Raw genomic sequence first — 17778 nt, forward strand, 5'->3', positions numbered from 1 at the left:
ATTTTAACCAATTCCAACACAAAAAAATAAAGTGGTGTTTCACCACTTTATTTTGCGTATTCCACTGCACGTGTTTCACGAATAACAGTTACTTTAATATGTCCTGGGTAATCCAGTTCATTCTCAATACGTTTTCGAATATCACGAGCTAAACGATGAGCTTCTAAATCATCAATTGTATCTGGTTTTACCAGAATACGAACTTCTCGTCCTGCTTGAATTGCGAAAGATTTTTCTACGCCTTCATAAGACTCTGAAATCTCTTCCAACTTTTCAAGACGACGAATATAGTTCTCAAGTGTTTCACTACGAGCTCCAGGTCTTGCAGCTGATAATGCATCTGCTGCTGCAACTAAAACTGCAATGATAGAAGTTGGTTCTGTGTCCCCATGGTGAGATGCAATACTGTTTATAACTACAGGATGCTCTTTATACTTCGTTGCGAGTTCGACACCAATTTCAACGTGGCTACCTTCTACTTCATGATCAATTGCTTTACCGATATCATGTAATAGACCAGCACGTCTTGCTAGTTTTTCATCCTCACCAAGCTCCGCTGCCATAAGTCCAGTTAAATATGCAACTTCCATAGAGTGTTTTAAGACGTTTTGTCCGTAACTTGTACGGTATTTTAAACGACCTAAAATCTTAATTAAATCTGGATGTAATCCGTGAACACCCACTTCAAACGTTGTTTGCTCTCCGACTTCGCGAATATACTCGTCCACTTCACGTCTTGATTTTTCGACCATCTCTTCAATACGCGCTGGGTGAATACGTCCGTCCTGTACTAGTTTATCAAGAGCGATACGAGCTGTTTCACGACGAATTGGGTCGAATCCAGAAAGGATAACCGCTTCTGGTGTATCATCGATAATTAGGTCAATACCTGTTAACGTTTCTAACGTACGAATATTTCGACCTTCACGTCCGATAATACGTCCCTTCATTTCGTCATTTGGAAGATTTACAACCGAAACGGTTGTTTCAGCAACATGATCAGCTGCACATCTTTGCATTGCAAGAGATAAAATCTCTTTCGCTTTCTTATCCGCTTCTTCTTTCGCACGAACTTCACTTTCTTTTACCATTACGGCAATTTCATGAGAAACTTCACTTTCTACTTTACCAAGAATAATTGCTTTCGCTTGTTCGCGTGTCAGATTGGAAATGCGCTCTAATTCTGTTTGTTGCTTTTGAACTAACTCTCCCACTTTGCTTTCCAACTCTTCAATCTGTTGTTGTCTCGCTACAAGAGAATCCTCTTTCTTTTCTAACTGTTGCTCGCGTTTATCGAGCGTTTCGTCTTTACGATCAAGGTTCTCTTCTTTTTGCATTAAACGATTTTCTTGTTTTTGTAATTCGCTTCTACGGTCACGAATTTCTAATTCAGCTTCTGTACGAAGTGTATGAATTTCATCCTTTGCTTCTAAAAGCGCTTCTTTCTTAAGTGCTTCAGCCTCACGATTCGCTTCGTCTAGAATACGTTTCGCTTCGTTAGCTGCACCATTAATCTTCGCTTCAGCAATAGACTTTCGAACAAAAAAGCCAACAACTGCACCGACTGTTGCAAGCAAAATGGAGATGAGTATCCAAACTGTACTACTCATGATTTCACCTCCCCTTGCTATGAATGAAAAAAGACTGTCGGCATGTACATTGAATACCAACATACAGCAAAGACCGTCGTCCCGCTTTTTTAAGGGACTTTCTTCATTTCACAATTAAAATGTCATATTATTATTTCGGCAAGATTTAAGTCTTACTCCGAATATTACTTCTCTTCTTGAGAAGAGTGTTTCGTATATAAGAAAAAATATACATTCTCATTGTATCTATCGCAATTTTCATTGTCAAGCGTTGTCTACTTTTACTTTCTTTACCTTCAGCTCTAATTCATATATGAATTTAAAAAGAAGACAGCATATTATCCTGGAAAACCTTAGTAAATTCCAGTTTATGCATACAAAACATGCATATATCCCTCTTTATACATAGCCTTTTAGGCAGATTAAATATTTTATCTCCAACGATATACAACGCTTTCATAATGATTAAAAAATAAAAGACACGGAACCGTGTCTTTTATTTTTTAATCTTGAAGATTTGAATCTTCCGTGTCTTCAGCACCAGAGTCTTCACCAATTCCGTGATGGTCACGAACAAAGAAGGCAATTTCCTCTCTTAAATCCGTATTCTCTTTTAAGAATTGCTTCGAATTTTCACGACCTTGACCTAAACGCTCTTCATTATAAGAGTACCAAGCACCACTCTTTTGAACGATATCAAGTTCAGAAGCCATATCTAAGATTTCACCTTCTCTTGAAATACCTTCTCCGTACATAATATCAACTTCAGCAACACGGAATGGTGGTGCCACTTTATTTTTAACTACTTTTACTTTTGTTTTATTACCAACGATGTCGTTACCTTGCTTTAATTGCTCCGCACGACGCACTTCAAGACGAACTGTTGAATAGAATTTCAACGCACGACCACCTGGAGTTGTTTCTGGCACTATCTATAGATTTTCCATCTCTATAGTCCGGACTATCTCTTCATCTCTTTACAGAGAGCCTTGCACTTCCAGCAGTAGCCTATCATCTGCCGTACCCTACTCAGTTAACTAAAAGTCCTTTTCGGTAGTCTCTACACCTTCCCCATATAAATATGAAGCTTGGCACGGTATTACCCTAAATAATGGTGGGCTTCACCGTTAGCAACTATATAAATAGTTACACCCTTAGGCAATAAGGTTCACAAGGTTTTTTAACATGCTATCACTAGCAAGGGAAACCCATGGTAAACTCCTTAATCTTTTGTGCGACTTTTTCTTTATTTACTAACTCTTCTTCATGTATAACAAGATATTTATAGCAGCTCTCTTCCATAAATAAAAGTTTTCTTTTATCTCGTTCTTTTATTTTTTTGAGTGAGTGTGCCCATTTCCCATGGACATCTAAACAATATTTTCTACCTAAGTAGAAATCAATAGACCACTTATCGATTCTTTTTTGCTTAATGAACGCCAGATCTAAGCTTAATAATATCTGTTCAACCTGTTGTTCCAGTAAAGTATCATAATTTTTCTTTCTGACCTTTACATTAAGCTCTTTTCTCCTTTTAGCAACACATGTATCGGATACGCCATACTTAACGGCAATTTCAACATGTGATAAATATGGATTTTTTAACTCTTGTTCAACTTCTGCGGTTTTAGGTAAATAAATCTTCCTATGTCTGGTTCTTTTAATTCCGAGTAACTTTAGTATTTCACCTACTCGCCTTTCATCAAGATTAATTTCTTTACCTATATCTTTTAATTTTCTCTCCGCATGTGTCGCGATAAAATCCACTTGCCATTGTTCTATGTTTCGATAAGTTCTATTTCCAATTGTCACTGCCACCTTAATCTCTCCTTATAAGAAATCCCTTATAAAGACTTAAATGAAGAAGACAAATAAAGATTCAAGTACTACGCTCTGATTAAGCAACTTGTGGTTGATTTCCGAACATAACCCCAACTTTTTCACGAATTTGGTTAATAAAGATTGCGATTGTTTTTGATTTATTGATTGCACCTGACAGCTTACGAAGTGCTTGAGACATTAAACGAGCTTGTAGACCTACGTGTGAGTCACCCATGTCTCCTTCAATCTCAGCTTTCGGTACAAGAGCTGCTACAGAGTCAATTACGATAATATCAACCGCGCCACTTCGTACAAGTGCTTCTGCGATTTCTAGTCCTTGCTCCCCTGTATCAGGTTGTGATAATAGTAATTCATCTATGTTAACGCCTAATTTTTGTGCATATACAGGATCCATTGCATGCTCCGCATCAATAAACGCTGCTTGTCCACCTTGACGCTGTACTTCAGCGATTGCGTGTAATGAAACTGTTGTTTTACCTGAACTTTCTGGTCCATAAATTTCGATAATACGGCCACGTGGGTATCCGCCTACCCCTAGTGCTACATCAAGTGCTAAAGAACCACTTGAAATTGTAGAAATTCTACGCTCCGCTTGTTCTCCTAATTTCATAATTGAACCTTTACCGAATTGCTTCTCTATTTGTTTTAACGCCATATCTAACGCCGCTTGACGATCACTCATTCAAAATTCCTCCTTAACTGAATTGCTAATCTTATTATACCTATTTTCAATTCAATTTGCCAACAAAAATCGAACATTTATTCGATTTTTTTATTTTCCATTAAATAAAACTGAGTTTAACCATAAAAAAAGCTAGAAGAAACTTATATCTCTTCTAGCTTTTTATATAAATGATAAAATCCATATTTCACCGAACGTTCCCTAATTTGTTGACGACTTCCACTTAAATTAAGAGGAAAGACTACAGTTGGTTCATCCTTCATCGCCAATCCAACGAATACTGTTCCCGGCTCTTTATGTTCTGAAGCATCCGGTCCTGCTACCCCAGTGAAACTAATTCCGATATCCGCTTTTAATAAGCCCTTAACATTTTCAGCAAGATAACGAGCACATTCTTTACTAACTGCACCATCAGTAGACAACACTTCCGCAGTTACATGTAAAACATGTTGCTTCACATCATTATGATAACAAATGACACCGCCTTTAAATACTGAAGACACACCAGCACTTTCTGTTACTTGATTGCCGAAGAGACCACCGGTTAAACTTTCTGCACACGCTAAAGTTAATCCTTTTTTCTTCAATAACTCTATCGCCTTATCATGCAGAAACTCTTGATCATACCCGTAGAAAAATTCTCCTACTCTTTCTAAAATCAAATCTTCCATATGCTGAATGAGTTTCGCCGCTTCATCAGCATTTTGATGTTTGGCAGTTAAACGTAGTGTCACTTCTCCATCATTCGCAAGGGGGGCGATTGTCGGGTTCATTTGTCCATCAATTAAATCTTGAACTTTCACTTCTAATTGTGATTCCCCAATCCCGAAAAAGCGAAGCACACGAGAATAAATGTTTTCTCCTGTTGTAAAGTTACGTAAAAAAGGCTCTACATAACTTATATACATCGGCTTCATCTCTTTCGGTGGTCCTGGTAATAAAATATAAACTTTCTCGTTCTTATTTAGCCCCATACCAGGTGCCATGCCGTGATCATTCGCAAATACAGTTGCTCCATTCAAAACGAGCGCTTGCTTTTTATTATTCTCTGTGAACTCGCGACCTGTACGCTTAAAGTACTCGCTTATCGATGCTAATGCCTTTTCATCATACACAAGCTCTTCACCCAAACTAGAAGATATCGTTTCTTTCGTCAAATCATCTTTTGTCGGGCCTAATCCACCTGTGAAAATAAGTATATCAGCACGTTCTTCTGCAACTTCAATCGCCTGCTGTAATCGCTTGTTATTATCTCCAACTACAGTATGGTAGTACACATTAATTCCGATTGAAGCTAACTTTTCAGATAAAAACTGGGCATTTGTATTTGCAATTTGTCCAAGTAATAATTCAGTTCCAACCGCAATAATTTCAGCATTCATCCTAATTCCCCCATAAACTTCTATTTTGAGTTTACAAAAGCAGCTCTATTTTTCCAGAAATAATCCCACCCTGAAATAACAGTAAAGATTAATGCAATCCATATGAAAATATCAGCAACTGGGATATGGATTAAATTTAAAGGTACATCGTGTAATAAATACGCCGCAATTGCAATAATTTGTGTCCACGTCTTAATTTTCCCTAACTGATTTGCTGCCACTACTTCTCCTGTTCCAGCAAGTACAAGGCGTAAACCAGTTACTGCAAACTCACGGCTGATAATCACAATAACGATCCAAGCAGGTACGTATTGCATCTCAACTAATGTAATAAGTGCTGCTGAAACAAGTAATTTATCAGCTAACGGGTCAAGAAACTTCCCTAAATTCGTTACAAGATTATACTTTCTTGCGTAATGTCCATCAATCCAATCTGTAGCCGAAGCAACAATAAAGATAAGTGCTCCTACTAAATGTTGAATTGGCAAATCAACATCACCAATTGTGTATGAACCCCAATCAAAGGGCGCTAACATAATTACCATAAAAATTGGAATTAAGAAGATTCTAGATATTGTAATTTTATTTGGTAAATTCACAGCTATTCCTCCATCGTATCAAAAACATTTGTTCATTGAAAAAAGTCATCGAAGCGATGACTGTTATTGTGCAGGTTGCTCTATCCCTTGGTTTTTTATCACCAATCTTTGGTGAAGTTCTTTTTCTGGATCCAATGGGAAAGCGACCACTTGGCCATTCAGTTTAACTTCAACATTCGTTGCATTTCCAATATTAAGTCGCACTTCTTTTACTGTTGATACATCATGTTTTTCTATTTGGCCCTCTTGTACTGTAGTGTTTAAAATTACTTTACCAGTATCATCTTTAACATCTACATAACTCGCACCTTTACCCGATATTTCCAGTTCTAATGTTTTATTATTATGAATTTCCAAAGTAGATACTTTACCAGCTGTTCCAACTACTTTCACTTCTTCTTTTCCAGTTGGTTGTGCTGGTTGTTCCTCTTTCTTTGGCTCTTCTTTCTTTGGTTCCTCTTTTTTCGGCTCTTCCGCTTTCACTTCATCTTTCTTCGTATCTAACGGAGAGTTTTCCGCTTTTTTAACTTCAATTTTCTCACTTTGAGCATTCGGAACTTTCTCATCACCTTTTCCAGTTAACGCTTGGAAAACAAACCAAATCACCACTCCAAATGCAATTACTAATAGCGCAACTAAAACTTTCGGCATATGATCTGCAATTGGCCATGATGAAGATTTTTGCATTGTTTCTTGTGTTTTTTGTCCTGTTGATACTTGTGGAACGTCGCGTTTTTCAGATTGTGGTATCGTACTCTGATATTCTACAAGCAGTTCCTCTCCATTTAACCCAACCGCATCTGCGTATTGTTTAATGAATGCACGCGCATAAAAAGCTCCTGGCAATACATCATAATTGCCTTCCTCAATCGCTACTAAATGGCGTTTTTGAATTTTTGTAATCTCATGCAGCTGATCCATAGACAAGCCCTTCATTCCTCTTGCTTCTTTCAGCTTTTGTCCTAATTCTGTCACTACTAACACCTCAATATTTCTTTAAAAGTCAAACATAGAGAAATTATTTTGCGTACCTTGCTCAATTTCATCTACTAAATTATATTGAATTTCTTCATCATAATCGTTACGCAACTCGATAATATAATCAAAATCATCCAATGTGTATTCTGACTGACTCACAAATACGTCAGGATGTTCCACAACTTTCGTTGCAGGTAATCTCATAATTTCACGAACAAGCTGCCAATGTCTTTCGTTAGCACGCTTTGTTGACACGATTCCATCTAAGATAAAAATATTGTCGTCGCTATACTCATCTTCAATCAATTGACTACGAACAGTTTGCTTAATAAGAGTAGATGATACAAATAACCATCTTTTATTTGCACAAACACTTGCGGCAACTATGGATTCTGTTTTTCCGACACGAGGCATTCCTCGTATCCCGATTAGTTTATGACCTTCTTTTTTCATTATTTCAGCCATAAAGTCTACAAGTAACCCTAATTCATCACGTACAAATCGAAATGTCTTCTTATCATCTGCATCTCGTTGTATGTACCTACCATGTCTAACCGCTAGCTTATCTCTTAGCTTTGGCGGACGATATTTCGTTACCGTTATGTTATCCATCGTATTTAAAATTGATTCAAGTCTAGAGATTTGCTCTTGATTATCACACATAAGGAGTAATCCACGGCGTGCATTATCTACACCATTAATTGTGACAATATTAATGCCGAGCATACCGATTAACGAAGAAACGTCACCAAGCAAGCCAGGTCGGTTTTTATGTATTTCATATTCAAAATACCATTCAATCATCCAAGATCACTCCCCTTGCTTACTTTACACCTACGTACTATATTATATGATTTCACCTTAATAGGGAAGCTAAATGTATAATCTATCCCGCGTTATTATTATACAAAAAAAATAGAGAGGAGATTCTCCTCTCTATTTTTTACTTATGCTGTACAAACTTCACCATTAAGTTTGCGATTGTATGTTGCTCTTGTTCATCAGCGACTTTCCAAAGCTCAGACAATAATTTCTCTTGGTCGTTGCGCGCTTCTACTTCATTTGCTAAATAATCTCCAACACGAAATGCCATATCTGATACAGCACCACCATCAAGACCTTTTCCTGATGCCTGTTCTAAACGTTCTCCTAAAAAGCTCTTCCATTGATCAAAATTATCTAAAACTGACATATTTAAGCACCTCACTACTTAGTAATAGAATCATGCTTAATTTGTACAGTTTTTTATTTTTTATGTAAGAATTTTTTATTTTTTATGTAAGAATTTTTTAGCAATGCCAACCGCCATTCACTCCGATAATTTGTCCCGTTATGTAAGATGCACCTGGTGACACGAGAAATGACACTGTTTTCGCTACTTCTTCTGGTAATCCTAATCGTCCTAACGGAATCTCTTCAGCAATTTCATTCTTATCCTCTTCTGAAAATACGTTTAACATTTCCGTTTCAATTGCACCTGGTGCTACCGCGTTCACTCTTACTCCACTTAATGAAACTTCTTTTGCTAATGCTTTCACATATGAATTTTGTGCACCTTTTACCATCGAGTAAAGCACTTCACATGATGCACCAATTTGTCCCCATATAGACGAAACAAGTACAATATTACCGCTTCTCCGCTGAATCATTGATGGCAGTGCCATTGATAATAGTTTATAGATGCTCTTCACTTGAAGTTCTACCATATAATTTAATTCATCGTTCGTTACATCTGTTACGAGCCCAAAGATACTCTTCCCAGCTGCATATACGATAACATCAAGAGGATGTTCAATTTGTTTCCACAATTGCTCTGCTCCATCACTAGAAGCTAAATCCGCTTGAACAGGAATCACTTCCCCCCACTCTTTCTGTAGCTCATTCACTTGCCCTTCACCGTTATTATAATGAACATATACTGTATATCCGTCTTGAATTAATTGTTTTGAAATAGCAGAGCCAATCCCTCCGCTTCCTCCAGTTACTAATGCATACTTTTTCATATAATTCCTCTCTTATCTCAACAAAATCTTTTTCCTACAAATAAAGTGAAACTTTAATCAGTGGGTGGATGAACATCCCCCACTGATTATTAGTTGAACCAATCGGGCTTTTACGGGCAGTTGATCCCCCCCACCTACTTCTGTGCTTTCACTGAATTTTTAAGTGGGGGTCTTACTGCCCGTTAATGCGGGGTAAATAATACCCTCATCTTACAATTTATCAATGATAAGATGAGGGTATTATTATGAAACCTTTTATTTTTTCGGTAAAACTTGACAAACACTCATTCTTTCTTCTGATAATAATAATTTGGCTACTTCTTGTAAATCTTGAACAGTTAGACTTTCTAACACAGTCAATGCCTCAAACAGACTAGATTCATTAAACGCATATCGTGTAAATTGATTTGCAATATATTCCGGCGAATTCAACGATCGTAAAAAGCCACCTATTTTCTTTTTCTTTACTCGTTCTAATGCCACCTCATCTAATTGATCATAATTTGTATTTAGTAAAATGCTTTTCAAACGCTCTTCCAACTCATCAGGTTGCTTCGTATCGCCGCCAACCATTGCAAAACCGAAGTTATTCTCTTCCGTATAATCATACGAGAACGAATCATCAATAAGACCTTCATTATATAAAGATTCGTAATGGACGGAGCTTTTCCCAAATAAATAATCTAAAAGTAACGTAAGCGCAATTTCTTGTTTTAAAAGAGCTTTCCCTTTTTCTTTTAAATTTGTCGCTTTAATACCAACTAAACATTTCGGTGTTTGTACAGGCATGGAAATAATTTTCTTCTTTTCATTTACCTCATCTGGTTCTTCCTCAAATGAACGTACAATTTCTGGCTGGTTTTTATAATCTTTTTTCGCTTGATTTTCACGTACTAAATCCATTGTTTTCTCTGGATCAATTGCCCCCACAACGAACAATAACATATTGCTCGGATGATAAAATGTTTCATAACATTCATATAATAAGTCTTTCGTAATTTTACTAATAGACTCGATTGTCCCTGCAATATCAATTTTAATTGGGTGCTTTACAAACAAGCTATCAATTAATCCAAAGTATAAGCGCCAATCTGGATTATCTTGATACATTTGAATTTCTTGCCCAATAATCCCCTTCTCTTTTTCAACTGTTTTTTCAGAGAAGTAAGGCTCTTGTACGAAGTTTAACAATGTATTTAAATTTTGTTCTACATTTGATGTACATGAAAACAGGTAAGCTGTTCTTGTGAAAGATGTGAAGGCATTTGCTGATGCTCCTTGTTTACTAAACAATTGGAAAGCATCGTGATCTTCTTTTTCAAATAATTTATGCTCAAGAAAATGAGCAATTCCATCAGGTACACGAACCATTTCTTCTTTACCTAGTGGCACGAATGTATTATCCACAGAACCATATTTTGTCGTAAACGTTGCAAATGTTTTATTAAATCCTTGCTTCGGTAAAATATATACATCTAATCCATTAGGAAGTTTTTCATAATAGAGTGTCTCTTTTAATTGCTCATAAACAATTTTCTCCATTTATTCTCCCTCCGTTCCATGTAAAAAGTAAATTGTATCTAGTTCAATATTTTTAGCAACTTTCACAATCTCTTCTTTCGTCACACTTTCAATACCTGAAAGCCATTCTTCAACCGGACGCGTACGGTCTGAAATAATACCATGATACAGCATTTCCACAAATCCGCGCGGTGTATCAATCGCCTCTAATATTTGATTTTGAATAACACTTTTCGTTTGATGCATCTCTTCTTCTGAAAAATCACCATTTTGCATCGCCAACATTTGTTCTTTAATAATCTCAACAGCTTTTTCATAATTTTTCGCTTCGATTCCTGACATGACAAACAATAAACCTTTATGACTTTCAAAGCGGGATGCTGCATAGTACGCTAAACTATTTTTTTCACGAACATTAACGAATAACTTTGAATGAGAAAATCCTCCAAACAGTCCATTGAACAATTGCAGCGCAAAATAATCTTCGTCCTTATACGTAATAAACGTACGATAACCGATGTGTAATTTACTTTGTTTTAATTCTTGTTTTTCAACAACTTCTTTTTCTTCATTATTTCTCTTATGAAGAAGTACATTTCTCTCTCTCACAGGACGTGCTGAAATAGAAAAATACTTACTTACAAGATCAACTGCGTTTTCTGAAATATCACCAATAATGTATAGATCCATTTCATCTTCCGCTAACACTTTTTGATAATATTGATACAAACTTTCATTTGTAATAGATGCAACACTCTCTTTTTTTCCATTTGCACTTAATCGATACGGTTCTACTTTGCACATTTCTTCAATTAAACGCTCGTTTGCATAGCGCATTTTATCATCATACGTAGCTTCAATTCGTTGCAAGAGCGCTCTCTTTTCACTTTCTACAATAGAAGGTAGAAAACTATTTCCCTCTGTTGCTGGATGTAAAACTATATCCGATAACATAGAAAGTGCTTTTTCAAATAACGGTGGTGCATCATGTAAATATACTTCATTTGCAATGTCTACATAAATAGAGATGATATGGTCTTCTCCTTTTTTACTTACATCTACTGCCAAAGAAGATCCGTATAATTCTTCTAAATATTGACGAAGACGAATTACAGAAGGAAGCTTTTCTGTCGCACTTTGCAATACGTATGGCAATAGGGCGCGCTCTGTCACCGTCTCCTCATTTAAAGGTGCTTTAAAACGAAATACAAAAGTATTTGTTTTATATTTATCAGTCGGAATAATATGTACTCGTAAACCACCTAACTCATGTAACTGTTGTTCCATTAGTTTCATTTATAGCCCTCCTTTACGTATATAGGAATATTCCTCTTCAATATACAGTTTTTAGAAATGAAAAATCAACTTTTCTTCCTCACTATACTTACATCAGGCTCTTTCTAAAAACTTTTATATGTAAGGAACATAGTAAAATTCCGTATTACATATATTCTATGTAAAAAAGCCCGCACTAATGTGCGAGCTTTTTTATACTTATCGTTTTCCTTTTTCATACGGCGTTCCTAACGCTTTCGGAGCTTCAGAACGACCTACAAAACCAACAAGTGCTAATATTGTGAATACATATGGTAATATCGTTAATAAAACACTTGGGATTTGATCTAATACAGGAATTGTTCCACCTGTTACACTAAGAGATTGCGCAAAACCAAAGAATAGAGCTGCACCTAGTGCGCCTAGTGGATTCCACTTTCCAAAAATCATAGCAGCTAAAGCTAAGAAACCTTGTCCTGTAATCGTTGCCCCTGAGAAGTTATTAGAAATTGACATTGCAAAAATCGCTCCACCAATTCCAGCAAACACTCCTGATATACAGACTCCAATATAGCGCATTTTATATACGTTAATCCCCATCGTATCCGCTGCCATTGGGTGTTCACCAACAGCACGTAGACGAAGACCAAACGGTGTTTTATAAATAACATACCAAACAACGAATGCTAAAATAATGGCAATATACGACGTTATCGGTACGTTCGAGAAAAATATTTTCCCTAAAACCGGAATATCCGAAAGGCCTGGAATATCAATCTTTTCAATACGATACTGAATAAAGTCAGTCTGTCCTTTATCAAAAATCTTCTTAATTGCAAATACTGTTAAACCAAGAGATAAAAAGTTAATTGCTACACCACTCACAACTTGATCCGCTCGGAATGTAATAGAGGCTACCGCATGAAGTAATGCAAATAATCCACTACCAATTGCCGCAAATAATAACGCAATCCATGGAGTCATCGTTCCCCAAGTATCACCCATTAATAAATTTGTAACTACTCCAATAAATGCACCAAATAGCATTAGTCCTTCTAATCCGATATTTACAACACCCGATCGTTCACTAAATACACCACCTAATGCTGTGAAAATTATAGGTGCTGATGTATATAACGTACCCGTCACAAGAATGGCTAATATATCTAAAAAGCTCATTTATTTCCCCTCCTTGCTCATGCGTGTAAGCGCCCATCTTAACACATAACTACATGCAACAAAGAAGATGATACATGCAATAATTACATTAATAAGCTCTGATGGTACATCTGCCTCAAAGTTCATTTGAGGGGAAGCACTTTTCAAACCACCAAATAATAAAGCTGAAAGGATTATACCAAACGGATTATTCCCTCCAAGTAATGCTACAGCAATCCCGTCAAATCCTACTCCTGTAAACGAAGACATCGCTGTCATACTCTGGAATGTTCCTAATCCTTCCATCGCTCCACCAATCCCCGCAAATGCACCAGCAATTGTCATGGAGAATACTACATTACGAGAAACTTTCATACCTGCATATTGAGAAGCATGCTGATTAAATCCTACCGACTTTAATTCGTAACCTAAAGTTGTTCTATCTAATAAGAACCACATTAAAATAGCGATTAAAATTGCTACAATAATTCCCCAGTGTAGACGTGAACCATCAGTAATAGAAGCAAGCCAGTCTGAAGATAGTGACGCACTCTCTTTAATATCATACGTTTTGTCATTACCCGCATGTAAGAAACGCTTAATAATGTCATATGTTACATACAACGCAATATAGTTCATCATAATGGTTACAATAACTTCATTCACTTGAAACTTCCCTTTTAAATATCCCGGAATGAAGCCCCAAATTCCGCCTACCAATGCTGCAAATAAAATAGATAATGGAATATGAAGGAAAGCCGGTAGTGAGACTGCATAACCGAACCAAACCGCCGCAAGCCAACCAACTAACAATTGACCCTCTACCCCGATATTAAATAAACCTGTACGAAATGCAAACGCCACCGATAAACCAGCAAGAATAAGCGGTATCATTGTACGAAGCGTTTCACCAATCGCACTTGCGCTACCGAACATACCTGTCCAAAGTGCACTATAACCAACAATTGGGTCATAGCCACTAACTAGCATTACAATTGCTCCTACAAGTAAGCCGAAAATAACGGATAGTACTGGGACTAAAATATTTATCGTTCGCTCTGTTAAAAGTTTTTTAGCCATTTGTACCCACCTGCTCCTTCTTTGTTCCTCCAGCCATTAACAATCCAAGCTGTTGTTCATTCGTTTCTTTCGCATCAACTATTGCTACAATTTTCCCTTCATAAATAACAGCAACTCGATCGCTAACATTTAAGATTTCATCTAACTCTAGTGATAAAAGTAATACACCTTTTCCTTTATCCCTTTGCTCTATTAATCTCTTATGAATAAATTCAATTGCTCCTACATCTAAACCACGTGTTGGCTGTGCCGCGATTAATAAATCTGGATCACGGTCTACTTCACGTGCAATAATTGCTTTTTGCTGATTCCCCCCAGATAGAGCGCGTGCTAACGTTTGCTCACTAGGTGTACGTACATCAAACTGTTCAATAAGAGCCTTTGCTTTTTCTGTAATTTTGCTGAAATTTAAAATCCCTTTCTTTGAAAACGGATTTTTATAGTACGTTTGCAGAACTATATTATCTCTAACAGAAAAATCAAGAACGAGTCCGTGTTTATGACGATCTTCTGGAATATGACCAATTCCCTCTTCTGTTATTCTTCTAACAGGCCAATTTGTTATTTCTTTTCCTCTAATTGCAATAGAACCTGACTCAACTTTTCGTAAACCAGTAATTGCTTCTATTAATTCACTTTGTCCGTTTCCATCAATTCCTGCAATCCCAACAATTTCCCCCGCACGAACAGTTAAGTCAAGGCCTTTTACAGCAGGTAGTTGACGTGCATCGTGAACAACAAGGTTTGCAATTGAAAGTACCTCTTCTTTTGGCTTCGCGTCTATTTTTTCTGTTTTAAAATTCACTTGACGTCCGACCATTAATTCTGCAAGTTTATTTTCATCCGTATTTGCAACGTCAACCGTTCCAATCCCTTTTCCTTTACGAATAATCGTACAACGATCGCAAACTTCCATAATTTCTTTCAACTTATGTGTAATAAGAACAATAGATTTTCCTTCTTGCACAAGCTTTTTCATAATTTGAATTAGCTCATGAATTTCTTGTGGTGTTAACACAGCTGTCGGTTCATCAAATATTAAAATTTCTGCACCGCGGTAAAGAGTTTTCAAAATCTCAACACGCTGTTGCATACCAACTGAAATATCCTGTATTTTCGCATATGGATCTACAGCTAAGCCGTATTGTTCAGACAGTTTTTGAATTTCTTTCGCAGCTTCCTCAACAGCAATTTTCCCTTTTTTCTTCGGTTCATTTCCGAGAATAATATTCTCTGTAACTGTAAAATTATGAACAAGCATAAAGTGCTGATGAACCATTCCAATACCAAGGTCATTTGCCACATTCGGATTGGTAATGTTTACAGACTTTCCTTTAATTTTAATTTCACCTTGTTCTGGTTGGTACAAACCAAATAGTACATTCATCAATGTGGATTTCCCTGCACCATTTTCTCCAAGTAAAGCATGTATCTCACCCTGCTTTACTTGCAGCGTAATATCATCATTCGCTACAATGCCTGGGAATACTTTCGTAATATTATTCATTTCAATTACGTATTCCATTGTGTTCCTCCTTTTAACAGGGAACATTCCCCTATTACACTATTAACTTATTAAGCAATTCGGAAGTTTTATACATACAAAGGTTAGTTCTATGAACTAACCTTTGCTATTTCTCTATTTATTTTTTTAGAGAAGCTTCATATTCTTTATACTCTTTATCTGTAGCCGGTACTTTAATTTCACCGTCTGTAATTTTCTTTTCAAATTCTTCTACTTTTGTTAAAATTTCAGGGTTAACTTTTTTCACGTTATCAGTTGTTTTTGAAATACCAATACCGTCATCTTTTAAGCCAAACGCTTCAATTTTTCCACCTTTTAACTTTCCATCTTTTGCTTCTTTAGCTACTTTTTCTACAGCTACATCAACGCGTTTTATCATTGAAGTTAATGTTACATTTTCAGGCATACCTTCTTGATGTTGGTCACGGTCAACACCGATTACCCAAACATTTTCACCTTTTTTCTTACGATTTTTCGCTTCAGTGAACACACCGTTACCTGTACCACCAGCAGCATGATAAATTACATCTACACCTTGACCGTACATTGCTGAAGCAAGAACTGTACCTTTTTCAGGTTTATCAAATGCTTCTGCATATTCAGATACGATTTCAATGTTTGGATTTACTGCCTTTGCACCAGCTTTAAATCCATTTTCAAATTTACTAATTAAATCACTCTTCATTCCACCAACAAATCCTACTTTATTCGATTTTGTTGACATAGCTGCTACCGCACCTACAAGGAATGATCCTTCATGATCTTTAAATGTAATGCTTGTTACGTTCGGTGCATCTACAACCGTATCAACAATTGCGAATTGCTGTTTTGGAGATTCTTTTGCTACTTCTTTAATTGCACCTTCTAATTTATAACCAATTCCGAAAGATAAATCATACTTATCTTTTGAAAATTTCTTTAAGTTTGGAATATAATCTGCTTCTTTTTCAGACTGTAGGTAACGATAATTTGTCTTTTCTTTTAATCCATTATCTTTACCAAACTTTTTTAATCCTTCCCAAGAAGATTGGTTGAATGATTTGTCATCAACGCCCCCAACATCCGTAACCATACCAACCTTAAACTCTTTATCCCCTTTTTTGTCACTACTCGCTTTATCCGAGTTACCACATGCACCTAAAACCGCACTTGCTGCTAATGTTAATGATAATAAAAGACCTGTTTTTTTCTTCATACTAGAAACCCCTCCTGAAATGATTTGTCTATTTTTTTATACGCTGCTGTCCCTAACTTCTTGCTGTCACCTCCCTAAAAAGGAACTTACCTACATACGTTTTCTTAGTACGTGGAAGCTAAACTTATCAGCTCTAAAGTAATTGATAGAATATAAGATCGGCTCATCATTTTGATCATAGTGCATTTGTTTCAATACTAGCAGTGCTGTTTCTGGCTCACATTCTAAAATCGGTGAGATTTTCGGATGATAGCCAATTGGCTCGATATGAGCAACCGCATATGTTATGCGCTTATGCGTGTTATTATGTATCACCGTTAGTAACGATTCTTCATTGTATCCCGATAAATCCGGCAATATTTCTTTTGCAAGTTTATCGATACAATATACAACAGGTTCCCCATCTGCTGTACGTACACGCTCAATCATCACTGCATTAAAACCATCTTCACTATTAAACTTCTCTTTTTCTTCTTCTGTTAAACTTGTTGTAGATGATGATAAAAAGATAGTTCCTGGTGTTTTCCCCACACTAGAAATCATATCTGTAATACTAGAAAGTTGTTCAATCCCTGAAGAAAATAACGGCTTGGCATTTACAAATGTTCCTACACCATGTCTACGAATGACAACATTTTCTTCTTCTAAAATACGCAGCGCTTCCCTTAAAGTCGCTCTACTTACGCCAAGTTCTTTCGCTAAATCAAACTCTGATGGTAGCTTCTGTCTTTCTTTGTAAGCTCCATCTTTAATTTTTTCTTTGATGTGATCAATCACCCGTAAATATAGGTGACGACTATCGGATTTTACTGACATAAGACTCCCCCGCATTTCAATTATTCGACCTCTGATGTAAGACTTCTTTTCTCTTTTTTCAACTTACAACATAATAAAATCACTAAATACTAAAAATAAGCATAATTGTCGAATAAATATTAATAATTTTTTA

15 protein-coding genes and 2 pseudogenes are annotated in these 17778 nt (G+C 36.4%); all 17 read right to left on the reverse strand.

From position 1 onward, the window contains the following. Nucleotides 1-47 precede the first annotated feature (47 nt). Nucleotides 48-1610, reverse strand: coding sequence for a ribonuclease Y (rny, locus tag AC3WTA_RS06400; protein ID WP_000099774.1), 1563 nt, complete (start codon nt 1608-1610; stop codon nt 48-50). Nucleotides 1611-2092: 482 nt separating this feature from the next. Beyond that, a pseudogene (locus tag AC3WTA_RS06405) lies at nt 2093-2515 on the reverse strand (recombinase RecA family protein); the annotation flags it as partial. Between the two features lie 268 nt (nt 2516-2783). Continuing rightward, nucleotides 2784-3407 (reverse strand): PDDEXK family nuclease, encoded by a 624-nt coding sequence (locus tag AC3WTA_RS06410; RefSeq protein ID WP_000301530.1) that lies wholly within the window; start codon nt 3405-3407, stop codon nt 2784-2786. 97 nt (nt 3408-3504) lie between these two features. Then, nucleotides 3505-4113: pseudogene (gene recA / locus AC3WTA_RS06415) on the reverse strand (recombinase RecA); the annotation flags it as partial. 143 nt (nt 4114-4256) lie between these two features. Beyond that, nucleotides 4257-5495: a competence/damage-inducible protein CinA gene (cinA, locus tag AC3WTA_RS06420; RefSeq protein ID WP_000990706.1), complete on the reverse strand. Its 1239-nt coding sequence runs from the start codon at nt 5493-5495 to the stop codon at nt 4257-4259. Between the two features lie 20 nt (nt 5496-5515). Beyond that, nucleotides 5516-6094, reverse strand: coding sequence for a CDP-diacylglycerol--glycerol-3-phosphate 3-phosphatidyltransferase (gene pgsA, locus AC3WTA_RS06425; protein WP_001052975.1), 579 nt, complete (start codon nt 6092-6094; stop codon nt 5516-5518). A gap of 63 nt (nt 6095-6157) precedes the next feature. Continuing rightward, nucleotides 6158-7069 (reverse strand): helix-turn-helix domain-containing protein, encoded by a 912-nt coding sequence (locus AC3WTA_RS06430; protein WP_000137478.1) that lies wholly within the window; start codon nt 7067-7069, stop codon nt 6158-6160. 21 nt (nt 7070-7090) lie between these two features. Next, nucleotides 7091-7876 (reverse strand): DUF3388 domain-containing protein, encoded by a 786-nt coding sequence (locus AC3WTA_RS06435; RefSeq protein WP_000574107.1) that lies wholly within the window; start codon nt 7874-7876, stop codon nt 7091-7093. A 139-nt stretch (nt 7877-8015) separates the two neighbouring features. Further along, a complete protein-coding gene (locus AC3WTA_RS06440) occupies nt 8016-8264 on the reverse strand; it encodes a DUF3243 domain-containing protein (protein ID WP_000114455.1) in 249 nt (82 codons plus the stop codon). A 97-nt stretch (nt 8265-8361) separates the two neighbouring features. Further along, on the reverse strand, nt 8362-9075 hold the full coding sequence (ymfI, locus tag AC3WTA_RS06445) for an elongation factor P 5-aminopentanone reductase (RefSeq protein ID WP_000759595.1): 714 nt from the start codon (nt 9073-9075) through the stop codon (nt 8362-8364). A 255-nt stretch (nt 9076-9330) separates the two neighbouring features. Further along, nucleotides 9331-10617 (reverse strand): EF-P 5-aminopentanol modification-associated protein YfmH, encoded by a 1287-nt coding sequence (yfmH, locus tag AC3WTA_RS06450; protein ID WP_000411958.1) that lies wholly within the window; start codon nt 10615-10617, stop codon nt 9331-9333. Beyond that, nucleotides 10618-11892 carry an EF-P 5-aminopentanol modification-associated protein YfmF gene (gene yfmF / locus AC3WTA_RS06455; protein ID WP_000772421.1) on the reverse strand — a complete coding sequence of 425 codons (1275 nt, stop codon included), beginning with the start codon at nt 11890-11892 and terminating at the stop codon, nt 10618-10620. Nucleotides 11893-12090: 198 nt separating this feature from the next. Then, complete coding sequence (locus tag AC3WTA_RS06460; RefSeq protein ID WP_000008857.1) at nt 12091-13050, reverse strand: ABC transporter permease; 960 nt, start codon at nt 13048-13050, stop codon at nt 12091-12093. Next, nucleotides 13051-14109 carry an ABC transporter permease gene (locus AC3WTA_RS06465; RefSeq protein WP_001085254.1) on the reverse strand — a complete coding sequence of 353 codons (1059 nt, stop codon included), beginning with the start codon at nt 14107-14109 and terminating at the stop codon, nt 13051-13053. It abuts the gene before it with no gap. Next, nucleotides 14102-15634 carry an ABC transporter ATP-binding protein gene (locus AC3WTA_RS06470; protein WP_000456927.1) on the reverse strand — a complete coding sequence of 511 codons (1533 nt, stop codon included), beginning with the start codon at nt 15632-15634 and terminating at the stop codon, nt 14102-14104. The genes AC3WTA_RS06465 and AC3WTA_RS06470 overlap by 8 nt, the downstream gene beginning before the upstream one ends. A gap of 118 nt (nt 15635-15752) precedes the next feature. Further along, on the reverse strand, nt 15753-16829 hold the full coding sequence (locus AC3WTA_RS06475) for a BMP family lipoprotein (protein WP_000730596.1): 1077 nt from the start codon (nt 16827-16829) through the stop codon (nt 15753-15755). Between the two features lie 90 nt (nt 16830-16919). Next, nucleotides 16920-17645, reverse strand: coding sequence for a GntR family transcriptional regulator (locus AC3WTA_RS06480; protein WP_000114176.1), 726 nt, complete (start codon nt 17643-17645; stop codon nt 16920-16922). Nucleotides 17646-17778 lie beyond the last annotated feature (133 nt).

This window comes from Bacillus sp. EB106-07-01-XG149 (genome assembly GCF_058791555.1).